Annotated in this window: 17 protein-coding genes; 4 read left to right on the top strand and 13 right to left on the bottom strand. The window is 74.3% G+C overall.

Annotation, left to right across the window (positions count from 1 at the left end; all coding sequences use genetic code 11):
• Window positions 1–2 precede the first annotated feature (2 nt).
• From hypD to OOK31_RS26480, 13 genes are all read right to left on the bottom strand, one after another.
• Window positions 3–1136 carry a hydrogenase formation protein HypD gene (gene hypD / locus OOK31_RS26540; RefSeq protein ID WP_267089862.1) on the bottom strand — a complete coding sequence of 378 codons (1134 nt, stop codon included), beginning with the start codon at window positions 1134–1136 and terminating at the stop codon, window positions 3–5.
• Window positions 1133–1486 (bottom strand): HypC/HybG/HupF family hydrogenase formation chaperone, encoded by a 354-nt coding sequence (locus tag OOK31_RS26535; RefSeq protein WP_267089861.1) that lies wholly within the window; start codon window positions 1484–1486, stop codon window positions 1133–1135. The genes hypD and OOK31_RS26535 overlap by 4 nt, the downstream gene beginning before the upstream one ends.
• On the bottom strand, window positions 1455–3842 hold the full coding sequence (hypF, locus tag OOK31_RS26530; RefSeq protein ID WP_267089860.1) for a carbamoyltransferase HypF: 2388 nt from the start codon (window positions 3840–3842) through the stop codon (window positions 1455–1457). Before hypF ends, OOK31_RS26535 begins: the two co-directional genes overlap by 32 nt.
• A complete protein-coding gene (gene hypB, locus OOK31_RS26525; protein WP_267089859.1) occupies window positions 3842–4663 on the bottom strand; it encodes a hydrogenase nickel incorporation protein HypB in 822 nt (273 codons plus the stop codon). The genes hypF and hypB overlap by 1 nt, the downstream gene beginning before the upstream one ends.
• A 3-nt stretch (window positions 4664–4666) precedes the next feature.
• A complete protein-coding gene (locus OOK31_RS26520; protein WP_267089858.1) occupies window positions 4667–5071 on the bottom strand; it encodes a hydrogenase maturation nickel metallochaperone HypA in 405 nt (134 codons plus the stop codon).
• A 214-nt stretch (window positions 5072–5285) separates the two neighbouring features.
• Complete coding sequence (locus OOK31_RS26515; protein WP_267089857.1) at window positions 5286–5825, bottom strand: hydrogenase maturation protease; 540 nt, start codon at window positions 5823–5825, stop codon at window positions 5286–5288.
• Window positions 5822–7246 (bottom strand): hypothetical protein, encoded by a 1425-nt coding sequence (locus OOK31_RS26510; protein ID WP_267089856.1) that lies wholly within the window; start codon window positions 7244–7246, stop codon window positions 5822–5824. Before OOK31_RS26510 ends, OOK31_RS26515 begins: the two co-directional genes overlap by 4 nt.
• Window positions 7243–7953 (bottom strand): DUF6084 family protein, encoded by a 711-nt coding sequence (locus OOK31_RS26505; RefSeq protein WP_267089855.1) that lies wholly within the window; start codon window positions 7951–7953, stop codon window positions 7243–7245. The genes OOK31_RS26510 and OOK31_RS26505 overlap by 4 nt, the downstream gene beginning before the upstream one ends.
• On the bottom strand, window positions 7950–8615 hold the full coding sequence (locus OOK31_RS26500; protein ID WP_267089854.1) for a DUF5947 family protein: 666 nt from the start codon (window positions 8613–8615) through the stop codon (window positions 7950–7952). Before OOK31_RS26500 ends, OOK31_RS26505 begins: the two co-directional genes overlap by 4 nt.
• The gene (locus OOK31_RS26495) at window positions 8612–9145 is read right to left on the bottom strand and encodes a hypothetical protein (RefSeq protein WP_267089853.1); all 534 of its coding nucleotides are present in this window, start codon (window positions 9143–9145) and stop codon (window positions 8612–8614) included. The genes OOK31_RS26500 and OOK31_RS26495 overlap by 4 nt, the downstream gene beginning before the upstream one ends.
• Window positions 9142–10926 carry a nickel-dependent hydrogenase large subunit gene (locus OOK31_RS26490; protein ID WP_267089852.1) on the bottom strand — a complete coding sequence of 595 codons (1785 nt, stop codon included), beginning with the start codon at window positions 10924–10926 and terminating at the stop codon, window positions 9142–9144. Before OOK31_RS26490 ends, OOK31_RS26495 begins: the two co-directional genes overlap by 4 nt.
• Before the next feature lie 76 nt (window positions 10927–11002).
• Complete coding sequence (locus OOK31_RS26485; RefSeq protein ID WP_267089851.1) at window positions 11003–12058, bottom strand: hydrogenase expression protein HypE; 1056 nt, start codon at window positions 12056–12058, stop codon at window positions 11003–11005.
• 86 nt (window positions 12059–12144) lie between these two features.
• Window positions 12145–13899 carry a hydrogenase maturation protein gene (locus OOK31_RS26480; RefSeq protein WP_267089850.1) on the bottom strand — a complete coding sequence of 585 codons (1755 nt, stop codon included), beginning with the start codon at window positions 13897–13899 and terminating at the stop codon, window positions 12145–12147.
• 805 nt (window positions 13900–14704) lie between these two features.
• Here OOK31_RS26480 and OOK31_RS26475 point away from each other — a divergent pair.
• The 4 genes from OOK31_RS26475 to OOK31_RS26460 all read left to right on the top strand — a co-directional run bounded on the left by OOK31_RS26475 (window position 14705) and on the right by OOK31_RS26460 (window position 18845).
• Entirely contained in the window at window positions 14705–15148 is a 444-nt protein-coding gene (locus OOK31_RS26475; RefSeq protein ID WP_267089849.1) for a WD40 repeat domain-containing protein, read from the top strand.
• A 354-nt stretch (window positions 15149–15502) separates the two neighbouring features.
• Window positions 15503–15688 carry a thiazolylpeptide-type bacteriocin gene (locus OOK31_RS26470; RefSeq protein ID WP_267089848.1) on the top strand — a complete coding sequence of 62 codons (186 nt, stop codon included), beginning with the start codon at window positions 15503–15505 and terminating at the stop codon, window positions 15686–15688.
• 58 nt (window positions 15689–15746) lie between these two features.
• Complete coding sequence (locus tag OOK31_RS26465) at window positions 15747–15932, top strand: thiazolylpeptide-type bacteriocin (protein ID WP_267089847.1); 186 nt, start codon at window positions 15747–15749, stop codon at window positions 15930–15932.
• Window positions 15933–16199: 267 nt separating this feature from the next.
• Window positions 16200–18845, top strand: coding sequence for a lantibiotic dehydratase (locus OOK31_RS26460; protein ID WP_267089846.1), 2646 nt, complete (start codon window positions 16200–16202; stop codon window positions 18843–18845).
• Window positions 18846–18860: the final 15 nt, after the last annotated feature.

The following is an 18860-nucleotide window of genomic DNA, read 5'->3' as shown; positions in this document are numbered from 1 at the left end:
TGTCAGGCAACGGGGCTCGCCTCCCGCGAGGTGCTCGGCGCGGCCTGGAGGTCCAGCCGCCGGTAGAGGTAGTACGCGGCGCAGGCGCCCTCGCTGGAGACCATCGTGGCGCCGAGCGGGTTGCGCGGGGTGCACAGGGTGCCGAAGGCCTCGCACTGGTGCGGCTTCAGCAGCCCCTGGAGCACCTCGCCGCTGCGGCAGGCCTCCGGTTCGCGGGTGGTGATCCCGGTGACCGAGAAACGGTGCTCGGCGTCGAACTCCCGGTAGCGCTCCGCGAGCCGCCAGCCGCTGCCGGGGATGACGCCGATGCCCCGCCAGGCCCGGTCGGTGACCTCGAAGACGTCCTCCAGCATCGCCAGCGCCGCCGGGTTGCCCTCCGGGCGGACGGCGCGCGCGTAGGCGTTGTCGACGGTGTGCTCGCCGCGCTCCAGCTGGTGCACGGTCCGCCGTACGCCCTCCAGGATGTCCAGCGGCTCGAAACCCGTCACCACGATCGGCACCCGGTGGCGGGCGGCCAGCTCCGGGTACTCGCCCATGCCCATCACGCTGCACACGTGCCCGGCCGCCAGGAAGCCCTGCACCCGGCAGCTCGGCGACTGCATGATCGCCTCGATCGCCGGGGGGACCCGCACGTGGGACACCAGCAGGCTGAAGTTGGGGATGCGCAGCTTCTTCGCCTGGTACACCGTCATGGCGTTCGGCGGGGCCGTCGTCTCGAAGCCGATGCCGAAGAACACCACCTCGCGCCCCGGGTTCTGCTGCGCGATCCGCAGGGCGTCGAGCGGCGAGTACACCACCCGTACGTCGCCGCCCTCGCTGCGCACCTGGAACAGGTCGCGGCCGGTACCGGGGACCCGGAGCATGTCCCCGAAGGAGCAGAAGATCACCTCGGGGCGGGAGGCGATCTCCAGGGCCTTGTCGATGACCTCCAGCGGGGTCACGCACACCGGACAGCCGGGCCCGTGGATCAACTCCACCAGGTCCGGGAGGAGCTGGTCGATCCCGTGCCGGATGATCGTGTGGGTCTGGCCGCCGCACACCTCCATCAGCGCCCAGGGCCTGGTCACCGTGGAATGGATGTCGTCGAGGAGCCGGCGGGCCAGCTCCGGGTCCTGGAACTCGTCGATGTACTTCACCGCGCCACCTCTTCCTCCGGCCGGGCGCCGCCCTCGGGCGCCTCCCCGGCCGGTTCGTCGCCGAACGGCCAGTCGCCGCCCGCTGCCTGGGCGGCCTGCTCCCACGGATCGCCGAACTCCTCCTGGAGCATGCCGAGCTGCGCGAAGAGTTCGAGGGTCTGGCGGGCCGACTCCTCGTCCAGGCGCTGGAGGGCGAAACCCACGTGGACGATGGCGTACTCGCCGACCTGGAGGTCCGGCAGGTACTCCAGGCACACCTCCTTCTGGACGCCGCCGAAGTCGACGGTGGCCATGCGGGTGCCGTCCCTCTCCCCGATCTCAAGCACTCTGCCGGGTACCGCCAGGCACATGGGCTTCTCCTCGCTGTGGTGGGTCGGTGAGGCGTGCGGCGGCGGCCGCCGCCACCATGAGCTGGCCGAGCGCCAGTCCGCCGTCGCCCGGCGGCACCCGGTGGTGCCGGAGCACGGTGAAGCCGCGCCCGCGCAGCCCGCGGGCGCAGGCCGCGGAGAGCAGCGTGTTGGCGAAGACCCCGCCGGTCAGGGCGACCGTGTCCGGGCCGTGCCGTTCGCGGGCCAGGGAGCACAGTCCGACGACGAGGTCCGCCACCGCCGTGTGGAAGCGGGCGGCGATCACCGAGGGGGCCGCCCTGGCCCGTACGTCGGCCACCACCGCGGCCAGGACGGGCCCCGGATCCGCGAGGACCGGACTCCCGTCGCCCGCCGCGGGGACGCGCAGGCCGAAGGCGTATCCGGGGCCCCCGCCGGGCGCCCCCAGGGCGGCGCCCTCCAGCTCGATCGCCGCCTGGGCCTCGTACCCGACGTGCTGGCAGATCCCCGCCAGGGAGGACACGGCGTCGAAGAGCCGGCCCATGCTGGAGGTGGGGACGCAGTTCAGCCCGCGCTCCAACTGGGTCTCCAGCACCCGAAGCTCCCCGGGCGGGCAGGCCGCCACGCAGGGCAGGTCCGGGCTCCAGGGCAGGCCCGCGGTCCGCAGCTGGGACAGGGCCGTCCGGTACGGGCGGCGCACGGCCGCGTCGCCGCCCGGCAGCGGGACGTAGGCGAGGTGCGCGAAGCGGGTGTACCCGGCGTAGTCGGCGAGCAGGAACTCCCCTCCCCACACCGCCCCGTCGTCCCCGTAACCGGTGCCGTCGAAGGCGACGCCGATCACCGGGCGGGCGCCGTCCAGCCCGTGCTCCGCCATCGCGGAGGCCACGTGCGCGTGGTGGTGCTGCACACCCGTCAACGGGCGCGCCCCCGCGTGCTCGCGGGCCCAGCGGCCGGAGCGGTAGCCAGGGTGCCGGTCGGCGGCGAACAGCACGGGCGTGACCCCGGTGACGGATTCCAGCTGCCGTTCGGCGCGCGCGAAGGCGTACTGGGTGGCCAGGTCGTCCATGTCGCCGATGTGGGCGGACAGCCAGGCGCGGCGCCCCTCGCCGAGGCAGAAGGTGTTCTTGAGGTCCCCGCCGACGGCGAGGGCGGCGGGCACCGGCACGGGCAGGGCGAGCGGCAGGGGCGCGTAGCCGCGGGCGCGCCGCAGTGTCAGCGGCTCGCGGTCGCAGACGCGCACGACGGAGTCGTCGCAGGGCACGTGGATGGGGCGGTCGTGCGTGAGCCAGGCGTCGGCGAGGCCGCCGAGCCGCTCCAGGGCCTCGGCGTCATCGGTGACGATGGGCTCGCCCGAGAGGTTCCCGCTGGTCATCACCAGCAGGCGCGGCCCCTGCGGGTCGCCGGGCAGGGCGCCGAGCAGCAGGTGGTGGACGGGCGTGTACGGGAGCATCACGCCGAGGTCGGGACTGCCCGGGGCGACCCCGTCGGCCAGACCCGGGCCCGGGCCCGGGCGGCGGCGCAGCAGCACGATCGGCCGGACCGCGCCGGTGAGCAGCTCCCGCTCCTCGGGGCCGACGTACGCGAGGCGTTCGACGTCGGCGAGGTCCCGGGCCATCAGGGCGAACGGCTTGTCCCCGCGCCCCTTGCGGCGCCGCAGCCCGTCCACCGCAGCGGGGTTCGAGGCGTCGCAGGCCAGGTGGTAGCCGCCGAGCCCCTTCACCGCGAGGACCGCCCCGGCGGCCAGCAGCCGGCGGGCCTCGGCGAGCGGGTCGGCGCCCGTCACCTCGCGCGGCGGCCGGCCCGTGAGCAGCCTCAGTCGCGGCCCGCAGGCCGGGCAGGCGACGGGCTGGGCGTGGAAGCGCCGGTCGGCGGGGTCCGCGTACTCGCGGGCGCAGTCGGGGCACATCGGGAAGCGGGCCATGGTGGTGTGGGCCCGGTCGTAGGGCAGCCCGGTGACGATCGTGAAGCGGGGCCCGCAGTGCGTGCACGTGATGAAGGGGTGGCGGTGGCGCCGGTCCGCCGGGTCCGCCAGTTCGGCGAGGCAGTCGGCGCAGGTGGCCACGTCGGGGGAGACCAGGGTGCGGGCCGGGCCGCCGCCGCGCGAGGCGACGATGGTGAAGCCCGCCCCGCCCGCGAGGGGGACCTCGCAGTGGTCGACGGCGTCCACCACGGCCAGCGGGGGAGCGTCCGCCGCGAGCCGCTCGCAGAAGGCGAGCACCGCGGCCGGGGCGCCCTCCACCTCGGCGACGACGCCCTCGGAGGTGTTGGTGACGTGCCCGGCGAGGCCGAGTCCGGTCGCGCGGGTGTACACGTACGGGCGGAAGCCGACGCCCTGCACCACGCCCCGGACGGTGACCCGGCGGCGCTGCACGGCCTCCATCAGCGGGTCTGCGCCACGGGCCGCGGGGTCCCCTCGGGATCCGGTGCGTCCAGGTGCACGTGGCCGTGGTCCTGCCCGTCTCCGTGGTCGTGGTCGTGCATCTCGCCGTGGCCGTGGCCGTGTACGGGCTGCGGCTCGCGCGCCATGACCGGGGTGTGCGGGGTTGCGCCCGCCCCCACGGCCAGGGCCCGTTCGAGCAGGACGCCGACCCCGTCACCGGTGCGCGCCGAGGTCAGGACCACCTCCACCCCCGGATTGACCCGCTGGACGTTCGCGCGGAAGGCGGCCTCGTCGAACTCCACCGCCGCGGCGATGTCCGTCTTGGTCACCACCACCAGCTGCGCGAGCCCGAAGGCGGTCGGGTACTTCAGCGGCTTGTCCTCGCCCTCGGTGACCGAGGCCAGCACCACCCGCAGGGACTCCCCGAGGTCGTACGAGGCCGGGCAGACGAGGTTGCCCACGTTCTCCACGAACAGCAGCCGGGTGTCCCCGGGCAGCCAGCCCTCCAGGTGCCGGCCCAGCATGTGGGCCTCCAGGTGGCAGAGCCCGTCGGTGAGGACCTGCTTGACCGGTACGCCCGAACGCGCCAGCCGCACCGCGTCGTTCTCGGTCGCGAGGTCCGCGGTGAGGGCGGCCACCGGCACCCCGCGCTCCTTGGCCAGGAGCAGTTCGCACTCCAGCAGGGCCGTCTTCCCGCTGCCCGGACTGGACAGCAGGTTGACCACCGCGGTTCCCCGCGCGGTGAGTCCGGCGCGCAGGGTCTGCGCCGCCGTGTCGTTCTTCGCGAGTACCGCCTGCCGCAGATCGACCACTCGGCACATGGTTCAGGCCTCCTCGGGGATGGGTTCGCGGGTGCGGGCGGGTCCGGTTCCGGGGCTGCCGTCGTCCCAGCTGACGCTGAGGATCCGCAGCTCACGGCCACAGAGCAGCTCGACGTCCGTGGCCCGCCCGCAGTCCGGGCAGCACAGGTCGGGGGGCATGCCGACGGGCCATTCGCCCGTGCAGGCGCCGCAGCGGGCGCGGGCCGAGACGGCCTCGGTGACGAGCCGGGCCCCCTCCAGCACCGTTCCGCCGCAGGCGAGTTCGAAGCAGAAGGCGAGCGCGTCCGGGACCACCCCCGCCAGCTCGCCGACCTGGAGCACCACGCGGTCCACCGCGTGCGCCCCGCCGGCCCGGGCCGCTTCTTCCACCTGGCCCACGACGGCCATGGCGATCGACATCTCGTGCATCGGACTCCGTCCTGCCGGGGCTCATTACAGCGGCAGGACGCAGCCCGCGCGGTCGGCCACGCCGACGCGCCGCACGCCCCGTACGCCATTCGGGCGCCGGGGCGGCAGCGGACTCACATGCGGTTCATGCGCAGGTAGCGCTGGAGGTCGGGGAGGATCTGCCGCAGCAGCGCGGCCAGGAGCAGGGCGGCGGCTCCGCCGATGACGGCCTTCTTCATGGGGTTCTCCTCAGTTCACGGCGGGTCGGTTCTTCGGCGTCGGCAGGTGCCGCGGGGTCCGCGGCCAGCAGGTCCAGGAGCATCCGGACCGCCTCCGGCACCGCGGCGGCCACGGGGGAGCTCAGGCCGATGCCCTCCTCGACGCGGGCGGGCTCGCAGCCCACGACCAGGGTGCGCCGGGGCGGGGTGGAACCGGTGCCCGCGCACAGGGTGCCCAGCAGGGCGAGGACCGCGTCGGGGGACATGTGGTGGCCGTCCAGGACGGCTCCGCCGGGGGCCGCGGGGCCCGCCTCCCCGACGTCGATCAGGTACAGCGTGCCGGGCTCACCGCCGCGCGCGGTGGCGTCGACCAGGACGAGGGTGTCGTAGCCGTCGAGGAGCTGGTAGGCGAGGTGGACCCCGCGCACCCCGAAGTCCACCACCTCCACGTGGCCGGGCAGCCGGTGCGCGGACAGCGCGCCCACCGCCTCGACGCCGAAGCCGTCGTCGCCGAGGAAGACGTTGCCGATGCCGGCGACCAGGATCCTGCCGCTCACGCGCCCTCCAGGGGGGTGACCTCGTCGGGCTGGAAGTACAGGAACCGGCCCTGCTCCCGGCGGATGTCGGCGCCCGGGTCGCCTTCCACGGTGACGGCAAGGTGCACCCCGCCGTCCACGTCGTGCAGTACCGCCTCCACCAGGGCGGCGCGGCCCTGGAGGAACAGGTCCTGGGCGTCGGTGCGCCGCAGGCCGGGGCGCAGCAGCACCCGGCTGCCGGCGCCCACCATGACCCCGTCGACCGGGATCCGGTCCGGGGGCGGGCCGGCGGGGTCCGCGCCCGCCGGGTCCCACCAGGGGGTGTCGGGCCGGAACACGGCCTCCCCGTCGGGGAGTTCAGTCAGCGCGGGCGGCCCGTCGAAGGCGTCCGGGCCGGTGATCTCCCGCAGGCCGCGCACCGCTCCGTGCAGCCGCTCCAGCACCTCCGGCGGCATGGTCTCGGCGAGCTCGATCACGGCGGCCGCCCGGGCGTCCGTCCCGCGCGCCTCCCGCTTCTCCTCGTCGGTGAGGGTCGCGGTGCGCAGGGCGAGGATCTCGTCGATCTCCAGGGCGTCGTACATGGCCCCCGCGCTCTCGGGGGCGATCTGCGGGTGGTCCTCCAGGATGATCGGGGAGGACAGGACCACGTCCGCGCGGCCGGGTCCGCCCGCCAGCACGGGCCAGGTGTGCCGGTTCTCGCAGGCGGCGACCGCGCCCTTGGCCCACTCGGGCGGGTCGGTCATCGACAGGAACGACCCGGCGCTCAGCCCCAGCAGGAGGTGCGCGGCGACCAGCGAGCTCGGCAGTGCCGCCTCCCGTCCGGCGTCGGTGCCGTGCGGGGTCCAGTCGCTGGTGTTCTCCACCACCGCGGTGAGCCTCATCACCCGGTAGGGGCCGTCGAGTTCGGTGGCCGAGACCCGTACGAGGCCCTCGGCCCGTTCCGTGCGCCGCACGAGCCGGCCCACGGTGCGGCCCTCGGCGTCCCGTACCGGTTCGGTGTCCTCCCCGGCCGGGCGGACGAAGGGGAGCACGGCCCCGTCCCCGGCCAGCGCGGCCACCGGGACGGACAGCTCCACCCGTTCCTCGGCGCCCTCGTCCCAGGGGACCAGGATCCGGTCGGGCAGGCGCAGTTCGGGGACCTCCTCGTAGCCGCCGTCCTCGCGCAGGCGCTGCACGGTGCGGCGCCGGGCGTGCAGGAAGCGCAGCTCCAGGAAGAGGGCAGCCTCGCCCCGGGGTTCCATCAGGACCTCGGTCCGCTGGAAGGAGTGCTCCCCGTGCGCGGGGGCCCAGGCGGGCGGTACCAGGACGCCGAACTGCCAGCGCAGCCGGTTCTTGGCCGCCGAGGCCCGGTACGGGTACAGCACGTACCCCTCGAAGAGGACGGCGTCCGCCACCTGCCGGGCGGTGTCGAAGCGGGAGTCCCGCTCGGTCGTGGCGGTCACGGAGCCGTCCTCTCGGTGACGCGCGGCAGTACGGCGCCCAGGCGCGGCGCGGGCGGCGGGGGCGGCGGGCCGGGGGCGGCCCCGTCGAGCAGGGCCCGTACCGTCGCCTCCCAGGAGGCGAGCGCGTGCCGGGAGCGGAAGGCGAGCAGCTCCGTCATCAGGTCGCGCGGCAGCCGCAGCCAGCCGCAGCCCGGGAAGTGCTGTTCGACCATCTCCCGCCACACCGCCGCCGGCATCCGGTACGAGGCCTCACGGTCCCAGGGCACCGGCTCGACCCGGAACCCGCCGTCCCCGGTGAAGGCCGTGCCCGAGAACAGCATGAGCAACGGCGCCTCACCCTCCTCCAGGGCGTTGAAGTAGCGGGTGGCCGCGATGTCCATGTCGTAGGTGCAGGGGACGACCAGATCGGTCTCCGTCTCCCCGGTGAAGCTCGGCACCATCACCGCCACCTGCGCGAACTGCACCGGCAGGAGGGTGCTGCCCCAGCGGGAGCGCTCCCCGAACAGATCGGCCAGCCCGTCCGCCTCGGCCGCGGAGTAGCTCCGCCGGGCGGGCTCGATGCGCAGCTGGCAGCGCAGCGCCAGGGCGTGCACCCGTACCCCCGCCCCGGCCGTGATGCGCAGCCGGAAGACGAGGGTGGGGCCGGCGGCGTACGGGTCGGCGCGCACCCCGGTGCAGGAGAAGGCCAGATCGGTGGCTCCGGTCATGACACCGGCCCCTGCTCCAGGACCCGCGCGCGCCGCTCGACCCTCGCGAAGAAGGCGTCCAGCGCGGCCCGGGCCTCACTGCCGCCGTCGAAGCCCTGCCACAGCATCCGCATCCGCCCCACCAGTTCGTAGCAGATGTCGATCGGCACCAGATGGCAGCTGGTGCGGCCCTCGGAGCGGCGCAGCAGCAGCGCCTCCACGTCGGGTTCGAGGAGCGCGGACAGCCGGCCCGCGCCGAGCACCCGCTGCCACAGCTCCGGGTCGAGCTCGCTCTCGGTGGCGCCCGCCGGGCTGGGATAGAGGGCGACCAGCCGGTCGAGCGCGGCGTTGCGGAAGAAGAACGCCACGCCGACCGGGATCTGGAGCAGCTCCCAGGCGCCGTCGTCGAGCCGGTGGCCGGGGTCGGCCAGGTAGCGGTCGGGGACGGCGCGGAACCGCCCCGTCGCGGCGCCCGGCCGGTCGAACAGCAGGGCGCAGGCGGTACAGGCGCAGGACAGCGTCCGCTTCTCGGTCTCGACCAGGTGGCGGTGGCCGTCCTCGGCGACCACCACCCCGCACAGCTCGCACACCTCGGCCCGGGGCGGCCGCGGCCCCGCGAACCGGCGCAGCCCGCGCGGCCCGGGGCCGCGTACGCCGGCGTCCTGGATGCCGGGCCCCTTCACGGCACCCGCACGGGGCTCTGCGGGCGGGTGGAGATCTGGAGCAGGGGCGGCGGCGGGGCCGGGGCGGGCTCCGCCTCCACCGCCGTCACCTCGGGGGCGAAGCAGGCCAGGGCGTCCTCCAGCGTCTGCCCGGCGGCGTCGTCGGAGGACGAACCGCAGCCGCAGCCTGAGGCCGCCGCGGCCGCCCGGGGGCGTACCCGCAGCACCCCGGTGGCCTCGTCGAAGCCGAGCAGCTCCACCGGGTCCCCGGCGGAGCCGAGCGCGCGCCCGATCCGGGTGCGCACGTCCTCCGGGTGCAGGTCGTGCAGCGAGAGCAGGCTCGCCACGAGGTCGTCGTCCAGGACCGGGGCGAGCGCTTGCGCGCCGAGCCGCTCCACGATCCGGGCCAGCCCGGCCCCGTAGAAGTCCATGAGGACGCGCACCAGTTCCTCGGCCGCCGCGCACGCCGCGCGGTCCCCCGAGGAGGCCAGTCCGTCGAGGACCTCGTCCACGCGTGCGCCCGCCTGCCGGGCGTCCAGGGCGGCGCTCATCCGCCCAGTCCGCTCAGCCCGGTCGGGACGTGCATGGTCTTGACCGTCTTCCCGCCGCCCACGTACATGTGGACCCCGCAGGGCAGACAGGGGTCGAAGCTGCGCACGGCCCGCATGATGTCGATGCCCTTGAAGTTCTCCGGGGAGTTCTCCTCGAAGATCGGGGTGTTCTGCACAGCGTCCTCGTACGGTCCCGGTGTGCCGAAGGTGTCGCGGGTGCTGGCGTTCCAGGGGGTCGGCGGGTAGGGGTGGTAGTTGGCGATCTTCCCGTCGCGGATCACCATGTGGTGCGAGAGCACCCCGCGCACGGCCTCGGTGAAGCCGACGCCCAGACCCTCGTCCGGCACCTCGAACTTCTCCCAGGTCTGCGTGCGTCCGGCGCGCACCTCGGCGAGGCCCTTCTCGGCGCAGTGCAGCGCGATCGCGGCGGCGTACGCCTGGAAGTACGTCCGGGCGCGGTTGCGCTCCAGGGCGTTGCTCCACTTCGGGATCTTCCACTCGAAGCGGGTCTCGGGCTTGGTCATGGTGCGCGGCAGGGTGATGACCACGCTGTGCCCGGTGGCCTGCACGTAGTCGGTCTGCACCAGCCCCGACAGGGCCGTGGACCACAGGCGGGCGATGGGGCCGCCGCCGGTGTCGAGCGCGAGGTGGTCCTTGCCGTCGAACCAGCGCGGGGACATGACCCAGCTGTACTTGTCGTCGAAGTTCCGCTTCTGCGGGGCCGGGATCGTGTGCTGGTTCCACGGGTGGCGCGGGTCGACCGGATTGCCGAGCGGGTCGTGCGTGACGAACTGCTCGCGGCCCTCCCAGTCGTCGTAGTACGAGCTGCCCAGCAGGATCCGGATGCCGAGGTTGATCTCGGTGAGGTCGTTGGTGACCAGCTTGCCGTCCACCACCACGCCCGGGGTGACGAACATCTTCCGTCCCCAGTCGGTCATGTTGGCGTAGGTGAAGTCGCAGTACTCGGGGTCGTTGAGGGCGCCCCAGCAGCCCAGCAGGACGCGCCGCCGGCCGACCTCCTCGTACCCGGGCAGGGCCTCGTAGAAGAAGTCGAACAGGTCGTCGTGCAGCGGGACCACCCGCTTCATGAACTCGCAGTACCGCATGAGGCGGCTCATGTAGTCCGTGAACAGCTGCACGGAGGCGATGGTGCCCACGCCGCCCGGGTAGAGCGTGGAGGGGTGCACGTGGCGGCCCTCCATCAGGCAGAACATCTCGCGCGTGTAGCGGCTGACCTGGAGGGCCTCGCGGTAGAACTCGCCCTCGATGGGGTTGAGGGAGCGCATGATGTCGGCGATGGTCTTGAAGCCGTGCTCGCCGGCGTGCGGGGCGGGGGTGCGTTCCGCCTTCTCCAGGACGCCCGGGTTGGTCTCGCGGACCATCTTCTCGCAGTAGTCGACCCCGACCAGGTTCTCCTGGAAGATGTTGTGGTCGAACATGTACTCCGCCGACTCGCCCAGGTTGATGATCCACTCGGCGAGGTGGGGCGGCTTCACCCCGTAGGCCATGTTCTGCGCGTACACGGAACAGGTGGCGTGGTTGTCACCGCAGATCCCGCAGATGCGGCTGGTGATGAAGTGCGCGTCGCGGGGGTCCTTGCCGCGCATGAAGACGCTGTACCCGCGGAAGACCGACGAGGTGCTGTAGCACTCCGCGACCCGCTTCTGCTTGAAGTCGATCTTCGTGTGGATGCCGAGGCTGCCCACGATCCGGGTGATCGGATCCCAGGCCATCTCCACCAGGCCGCTGCCGTCCCCGGCCGCCTTCGTGTTCGGTGTCATCGTGTCTGCCGTGACCCTTCTTCGGTGCTGATCTCGGAGCGTGCGGGGGTGCTGTGCGGTCGGGGTCCGGGGCCGGTCACCAGGGCGGGCGGTAGCCCGTGGTCAGCTTCGCGCCGGTCTGCCGCCAGTGCGGCTCCTGGTCCACGGTGTGCGCGGTGACCGCGCGGAGCTTGCGGATGACCTTCCCGTAGGCGGCGCTGGCGGTCGCGGAGACCTTGGCGCCGGGCGGCTCGTCCATGAACGGCATGAACTTGTCGGGGAAGCCCGGCATCGTGCAGGCGATGCAGATGCCGCCGACGTTCGGACAGCCGCCGATGCCGTTCATCCAGCCACGCTTGGGGACGTTGCACTTGACGACGGGACCCCAGCAGCCCAGCTTGACCAGGCACTTGGGCGAGTCGTAGGTCGAGGCGAACTGGCCCTGCTCGTAATAGCCGGCCCGGTCGCAGCCCTCGTGGACGGTGGCGCCGAACAGCCAGGTCGGCCGCAGCTTGTCGTCGAGCGGGATCATCGGCGCGGAGCCGGCCGCCTGGTACAGCAGGTAGGTCAGGGTCTCCGAGAAGTTGTCGGGCTGGATCGGACAGCCCGGCACGCACACGATGGGGATGCCGGCCTTGGACTTCCAGTCCCAGCCCAGGTAGTCGGGCACCCCCATGGCGCCCGTCGGGTTGCCCTCCATGGCGTGGATGCCGCCGTACGTGGCGCAGGTGCCGATCGCCACCACGGCGAGGGCCTTGGGCGCCAGCCGGTCGATCCACTCGCTGGTGGTGATGGGCTGGCCGGTCGCCGGATCGTCGCCGAAACCGCACCAGTACCCCTCCGGCTTGATCGCCTCGTTGGGCACCGAGCCCTCGACGACCAGCACGAACGGGTCGATCTCGCCCCGCTCGCCCTTGAAGAACCACTCGATGAACGTGTCCGCGCCGCCCACCGGACCGCATTCGAAGTCGATCAGCGGCCAGTGCACGGCGATCTTGGGCAGGCCGGGCAGGACGCCCGTCACGATCTCCTCGATGGACGGCTGCATGGCCGCCGTCAGGGAGACGGAGTCGCCGTCGCAGCTCAGCCCCGCGTTGATCCAGAGAATGTGGATCGGGGGGTCCTCGGCCGGTGCGGAAGGTGCTGCATCCATGCGGATGCCTCCTTGGGGAGGGGTTCGGGAAGCTCTACGGGGCGCGGTGCCCGGCGGTGCGGGCCGCGCGGGCCTCACCTTTCTTGCTAACAGCCCGCGGCCCCGGGTGCTCCGTCATGTGCGGCCAGTCCGGTGACGCCGGGGGCGTACCGGTCCGGGACGGGGCGCGAGAGGTGGGCCGGGGTGGCCGCCGCGGGCTCCTTGCGCACGAAGGCCCGGCGCAGCGCGTGGTAGGGGGCCGCGGGGTCGAAGAAGGTCTCCCGCATCAGGGCCAGCTCCGCCTCCCGGTAGGAGGCCAGCGGCCGGACGGCCTCGTCGCGCTCGCGCAGGGCCTTCTTCCGCGCGATCCGGGACTGCGCGGCGGGCAGCGCGGCCAGGTGCGCCGCGAGGCGGGCCGTCTCGCCCGCGAAGGCCTGCGGCGAGCAGGGCACCGTACGGTCGACCAGCCCGAGCCCCTGCGCGGCGGCGGCGCTCAGCGGCAGCGCCTCCCGGGTCAGGCGCTCGGCCGCCGCGGCTCCCACCCGGCGCGGCAGCGTGTACGTCCAGTACTCGGAGCCGTGCAGCCCCATCAGCCGGTAGTGCGGGTTCAGCACCACGCCCGAACGGCACCACACCTCGTCGGCGGCGAGGGCCAGCATGGCCCCTCCGGCGGCCGCGTTGCCGCCGAGGGCGGCGACGACGAGCCGGTCGGTGGTGGTCAGCACGGCCTCGACGAGGTCGTCGACGGCGTTGATGTTGGCCCAGGACTCCTGCGCCGGATCGGCGGCGGCCTCGATGACCCCCAGGTGGATGCCGTTGGAGAAGAAGTCCCGGTCGCCGCCGAGGACCAGCACCGAGGTGGGGCGGGCGCAGGCGGCCCGGTAGGCGTCCAGCAGCCGCCGGCACTGCGCGGTGCTCATGGCCCCGCCGGGGAACGCGAAGGACAGGAATCCGGCCTGGCCCTCCTCCCGGTAGCGGATGTCGGACCAGGTGCGGCCGTGCATCCCGGTGCGCGGCGGCGCCGGGTGCTCCCGCAGCACCGGCAGCCGGGCGCCGAGCGCGACGGTGGCGGGCAGTTTGACGGGGGCGGGCTCCCCGGGGGTGCGGCGGGCCCGCAGCTCCGGGATCCACACGGCGCCGTCGGCCGTGGCCCGGCACACCGCTCCCGCCCGGGTGGCCAGCAGCTCGCCGGGACGGCCCCGCAGCCGGTGCTCCGGGTGCCCGCCGTGCAGGAACCACTCGGAGCCCAGCAGCTCGTCCAGCACGCCCGGCCGGGAGTCGGCGGCGCGCAGCGTGCGCAGGACCCGCTCGGTGGAGTCGGCCTCCCAGTCGATGCGGCGGGCCTCCTGGCGCAGGTAGGGCCGGGTCCGGGCGGCCGACGGGTCCTGGGGGAGCGGGACGTACGCCCCCGACGCGAAGCGTTCGACGGCCAGCAGCACCGCCTCCAGGGCCGCGTCGGCGATCTCCCCCCGGTACAGGTCGCTCTTGCCCACGGGCGGCACCGGGCACTCGGCGGACGCCCACACGTCCCCGGCGTCCATCTCCGCGCCCGCCTGGAGGACGGTGACGCCCCAGCGGGTCACCTGCTCCTGGACGGCCCGGTCGAGGGAGGAGGGCCCCCGGTCGCCGACCGGCCCCGGATGGACGATCAGGCAGGTCCGGGCGGCCCAGATCTCCTCGGGGAGCGCCGTCGTCAGCATCGGGGCGACGACGAGGTCGGGATCGTGCCGGGCGACCGCGCCGGCCAGGTCGGCTCCGGGCAGGGCGAGTTCGACGGCGACGCGGTGGCCGTGGTCGCGCAGCTCGGCGTGGACTCGCTGCGTGAGGCTGTTGAAGGCGCTCGCGACGAGCAGGACGTACACGTGATCTCCCAGCGGCGGCCGGCGCCACGACGGTGCGGTGCCGGCCTGATCGGCAGCTCGTGACCGGAGCATGACCGGCCGCCTGAGATCGTCGGCCATCCGGCCGCCACCACGCCCGAAGCGGTGCTGCGGTGTCACTCGAAAGCGCCCTCCCTGACGTCCGCTCGGCCGCAGCCCGGACCCGCCCGCACCGGAGTGCGTGCGCGGGCGCGGGGGTACAGGCCCTACGGAGCCGGGAGGGGACCGGTGGAGGGGCGGGGGGCCGTGACGGACGTACTGCTGGTGCACGGGATCTGGAACCGGCAGAAGGGCGTGACCCCGAGGGAGGCCGCCACGATGCTGGCGGAGGCCGCCCGCCCCGCGCTGGGGCGCGGGCTGCACGCGGCGGGCATGGCACACGTACCCCTGCCGGACGTGGCGATGGCGTACTACTCCGACCTGCTCGCGGACGACGCCGAGTCCAGTCCGGCGGCGCCGACGCCCTGGAGGACCTGTCGGAGGCCGAACTCGCCGAAGCCTGGGAATGGCTGGTCGCGGCCGGGGTCCCGGTACCCGAGGAGCCCCAGGCGGGCTGGCCGGCGCCGGTGCGCCAGGGCATCGGCTGGCTGGTGCGCCGCGGCGCGGGCGGCGGCGCGGCCTCCCGGGCGCGCCAGGAGCTGACGGAGCGGCTCGGCCGGCTCGTCGTCGCCTGCATCAGGGACCTGGACGCCTACACCTCCCGCCCGCAGACGAGGGACGCCGTCCGCCGACGGGTCGCCGACGCCCTGCACGCGGGCCGTCCCCGCGGCGGGCGGTGGTGTGGGAGATGGACCTCGGCGAGCACGTACGGCCCCTCGCCGGTCACGGCGCGCCGCTGCGGTCCCTGGCCATGGTGGAGCCGCCGGACGGCAGGTCCCTGCTCGTCACCGTCGGCTACGAGAACGACGTGAAGGTGTGGGACCTGGCCACCGGAGAGTTCCTCCGCGCACCGCGCATCCACTCCTACCAGGTGACGGCGCCCGCGGCCGTGGTGCTGCCCGACGGCCGCGCCGTCGCCGTCACGAAGGCCTACAGCGGCGCCGTCCTGCTCTGGGACCTGCTCGAAGGGCGTCTCCTCGACCCCGCCCCCATCCTGCCCGGGGACCTGTCGGCCGCCGCCGTGAGCGGCACGGGCATGGCACTCGGCCACGGCTCCGACATCGCGTCCTACGTCTGGAACCGGACCGGCGGCCTGGACGCCCCCACCGACGGCTCCGGACGGGACCTGTAGGGCTTCTCCGAGGATCCGCCGTCCCGCCGTCCGGCAGCCGTCGACACCTTCTCGATCCCGGCTCCAGCGTTTCTGCGGTCACCGCATGGACTCTTGAGGAAATCGGCGGCAGCGGGCCGGAATTCGGGACCTGACAGACCGAATTCAGTCCCCTGTCGTCGGTGACAGGTCGAACGAACAGCGAACCGCCGCTCACGCACGCGTATTTCAATGCTCCGTGCCGTCGCCGACCTGGCCAGGCACGACTCCTCGACCGACGGAAATCCCGGACTGCCTGGAATTTCGGCCCCGCGGAATTTCGTATCCCGTACAGCGCGCATTCGGTCTTTCACTTCCATTCCTCGGGAGACATCCATGTCCGACGCCGCACGCACCAATGAATTCGCCCTCCAGGACCTGGAGCTGGACCTCGGCGACCTCACCGTCACCTCCATGAGCGACACCGCCGGGCTCCCCGAGGGCGGCGCGTCCTACGGCTCCTGTTCCTGCCAGGGCTCCTCCTCCTGCGCCAAGCCGCAGATGGAGATCCTGCCCTTCTAGGGCCGGCCGCCCCATCCCGCGTACCCCGACCGGAAATCCCTTCACGAAGGAGACATCCATGAACCACGCGACCCCCGCCGACGGCTTCGAACTCCAGGACCTGGAGCTGGACCTCGGCGACCTCACCGTCACCTCCATGAGCGACACCGCCGCCCTGCCCGAGGGCGGAGCGTCCTGGGGCTCCTGTTCCTGCCAGGGCTCCTCCTCCTGCGCCCAGCCCCAGGAGCAGCTGCCGCCCCTCTAGTGCTGTGACCGGAAAGGCTCACCGGGTCGCGGCGCCCGGCACGGCACCTCGCGGCGTTGTCGGACCACGACGGTACGTCCAGTACGAGTCGTGGCCCTCCGCCTTGCGAGGCACCGCACCGAACACCGCGACCCGGCAACCCTTTCCGGCCACAGCACTAGTCCGGGCAGCCCGCTGTCCCGCACCACCTGCCCGACGCCTCCCGCCGCGCCCCCTGTGCGGCGGGAGGCGCCGGGCGCCCACCACCGACCCAGGACGGGGACCACCATGCAGGAGTCGCGGCAGCCCACAGCCGTCGCCGGCCGGGAGTACGACGTACGGTCCGCGCCCTACGCCCTGGCCCGGTTCACCGTCCTCGCACACCCCGCGCAACGGCCCGCCGCCGCGGCCTTCCGCGACCTCCTCACCGGCCTGCACCGGACCGACGCCCTGCTGCTCCACGCCACGGCCCCGCTCTGCGACAGCCTCCACGACAGCCGCCCCGGCCACCCCGACGCCTTCCACCGGGACGTCGTCCTGCCCCTGCGCCGTGCCCTGCACAACGGCCGCGAACCCCGCCCCGCCCTGCTGGACCGCCTCGGCGACCTCCCGTCCCGGGTCCCCGCCCTCGCCGACTGGCTCGCCCTGCGCGCGCACCGCACCGCACTCCTCGCCCGGCTCACCGAAGCCGCCGAACCGGCCCTGGCCGACGAACGCGAGGCCCTCGCCGCCCTGTGCCGGGCCCCCGCCCTCGGCAAGGCCGTCGCCCTCACCAGCGCCGACCTGTTGCGCGCCGTCGAGCGGGCGGGCACCGGCGCCGCCGACCGCAGGGCCCGCAAGGAGGAACCGGCCGTACTGCGCTACGCCCTGCGCGCCAGTACCAAGACCAGCCCGCTGTCCTGGTTCACCGCCGTCGGCTGGGGCCCCCTGACCGGCCCGCCCGGCCGCCCCCTGCCCTCCTGGGGCGCCCCCCACCTGTACGACGTCCCGCTGCGCCCCGTCGTCAAGGCCAACCGCACCCTCACCACCGCCCTCACCCTCGCCCTCCTGGACGCCCCGCACCGGCGGGCCTCCGTACCGCACCGCATCACCAGCACCGCGCGGATCACCGACGGGCGGGCCGCGTACTCCCGCGACCGGACCGCCTTCGCCGGGGGCCGCTACCTCGTCGCCGAGGAGGACGAGGCCGAACTGCCCTTCGGCGGCCCGCTGCGCCTGATCACCGAGCACGCCGCGACCCCCTCGGACATCGAGGAGCTGACCGCACTGCTCACCGCTGCCCTGGGCGCGGAGCGCGGCAGCGGCCGGGACGCGGCGGCCGCCTTCCTCGACCGCCTCGGCCAGGCGGGCCTGCTGGTCCCCGCCGACCCGATCGCCCCCGGGGACCCCGACCCGCTGGCCGGGATCGCGTCCTGGCTGCGCGCCCTGGGCGAGGCCCCCGCCGAGGACGTCGGGCTCGCCGAGCGGATCGGTGAACTCGCGCGACTGACCGACGCGTTCGCCGACACCCCCGCCGCCGGGCGCCCCGCCCTCCTCGCCGGCCTCTCCCGCCACTGGACCGAGGCGCTGGCCGACGCCGGACGCCCCGTCCCCGCGGCCTCCGCCCCGATCAGCGTGCTCTCCGAGGACGTCGTCGCCCCCCGCCCGCTGGCCCTCGACGGCTTCCTCGACGCCTCCGACCACGAGGCGCTCGGCGAGGTCACCGCGCTGGCGGAACTCTTCGACCTCGGCCACCTCGTGCGCCGCGCGGTCCGCGACCGCTTCGTTGCACGCTACGGGCCCGGCGGCCACTGCCCCCACCCCTGGGAGTTCGGCGCCGAGGTCGCCGACGCCTGGGAGGCCGCCGGACGGATCACGGACCTCGCCCCCGCCGACCGGGACGACTTCCCCACCGGCGCCCATGAACTCGCCGCCCTGCGCGCCGAGTTCAAGGCCGCCCTTGGTGACGCCGAGGAGATCGCCCTCCCGGCGGACCTCGTACGAACCCTCGGCGGACGGCTGCCGCACTGGGCCGTCGAACGCCCCCTCAGCTACGGCTACTTCCTCCAGCGGGACCCCGACCGGGGCCGGCTGTGCGTGAACCACGTGTACGGCGGCTGGGGCCGCTTCACCAGCCGCTTCCTGGACACCCTGGACCCGCAGGCCACCGCCGAGGTGTCCCGGCAGATCCGGCGCGGCCTGGGACCCGGCGCACGGGCCGCGCAGATCCGGCCCGTCGGCGGGTTCAACGCCAACCTCCACCCCCTGCTCGTCCCGGACGAGATCGGCCCCGACCGCCGCTGGGCCTCCCTCGGCGAAGCCGACCTGGACCTCGTCCACGACGAGGCCACCGACCAGGTACGCCTGCGGCTGCGCGGCACCGGCGAACTCCTCGACGTGCTCTACCCCGGCTTCCTCGCCCCCGTCCTGCTGCCCCGGCGCATCGCCGCCCACCTGGCCGACCAGCCCCACGGGGTCGTCGACTTCCGGCCCCTCGTCCCCCGGCACACCCTCGACGCCCCCGGCGGCCGGATCGCCCGTACGCCCCGGCTGACCCACCGCCACGTGGTGCTCCGGCGCCGCCGCTGGACCCTGCCGCCCGCCGTGGTCGCGGAGCTGCGCGCCGACCTCGCCGCGGCGGGCCCCGTACCGGCCGCGGCGGCCGCCCGCTGGCGCGTCCTGCTGGACCTCCCCGAACAGCTCTTCCTGCACCCGGCCGCCGCCGCCCCCGCAGGAGGGGCAGCCGAGGACTTCCTCAACGGACTGAGCCGCCCCAAACCGCAGTTCGTGGACCTCGGCAACGCCCTGCACCTGCGCTGCCTCGCCAAGTGGCTGACCCGGCACAGCGCCGGGGCCGTCCTGGAGGAGGCACTGCCCGCGCCCGGCGGCCTGCCCGGCCCGGCGCACGCCGCCGAACTCGTCCTGGAGGTCTACCGGGCCGGACGAACGCGATGAACCGCCCGCCCAGCC

The sequence above is a fragment of the Streptomyces sp. NBC_00249 genome, from assembly GCF_026342355.1.
Classification (GTDB): domain Bacteria; phylum Actinomycetota; class Actinomycetes; order Streptomycetales; family Streptomycetaceae; genus Streptomyces.
This window is presented reverse-complemented; position numbering and strand designations above follow the sequence as displayed.

What these genes read in the sequence shown, in the direction of transcription:
- OOK31_RS26535 (WP_267089861.1), bottom strand. Translation starts at nt 1,486, where the DNA reads ATGTGCCTGGCGGTACCCGGCAGAGTGCTTGAGATCGGGGAGAGGGAC.
- hypF (WP_267089860.1), bottom strand. Translation starts at nt 3,842, where the DNA reads ATGGAGGCCGTGCAGCGCCGCCGGGTCACCGTCCGGGGCGTGGTGCAG.
- hypB (WP_267089859.1), bottom strand. Translation starts at nt 4,663, where the DNA reads ATGTGCCGAGTGGTCGATCTGCGGCAGGCGGTACTCGCGAAGAACGAC.
- OOK31_RS26520 (WP_267089858.1), bottom strand. Translation starts at nt 5,071, where the DNA reads ATGCACGAGATGTCGATCGCCATGGCCGTCGTGGGCCAGGTGGAAGAA.
- OOK31_RS26505 (WP_267089855.1), bottom strand. Translation starts at nt 7,953, where the DNA reads ATGACCGGAGCCACCGATCTGGCCTTCTCCTGCACCGGGGTGCGCGCC.
- OOK31_RS26495 (WP_267089853.1), bottom strand. Translation starts at nt 9,145, where the DNA reads ATGAGCGCCGCCCTGGACGCCCGGCAGGCGGGCGCACGCGTGGACGAG.
- OOK31_RS26490 (WP_267089852.1), bottom strand. Translation starts at nt 10,926, where the DNA reads ATGACACCGAACACGAAGGCGGCCGGGGACGGCAGCGGCCTGGTGGAG.
- OOK31_RS26485 (WP_267089851.1), bottom strand. Translation starts at nt 12,058, where the DNA reads ATGGATGCAGCACCTTCCGCACCGGCCGAGGACCCCCCGATCCACATT.
- OOK31_RS26475 (WP_267089849.1), top strand. Translation starts at nt 14,705, where the DNA reads ATGGACCTCGGCGAGCACGTACGGCCCCTCGCCGGTCACGGCGCGCCG.
- OOK31_RS26470 (WP_267089848.1), top strand. Translation starts at nt 15,503, where the DNA reads ATGTCCGACGCCGCACGCACCAATGAATTCGCCCTCCAGGACCTGGAG.
- OOK31_RS26465 (WP_267089847.1), top strand. Translation starts at nt 15,747, where the DNA reads ATGAACCACGCGACCCCCGCCGACGGCTTCGAACTCCAGGACCTGGAG.
- OOK31_RS26460 (WP_267089846.1), top strand. Translation starts at nt 16,200, where the DNA reads ATGCAGGAGTCGCGGCAGCCCACAGCCGTCGCCGGCCGGGAGTACGAC.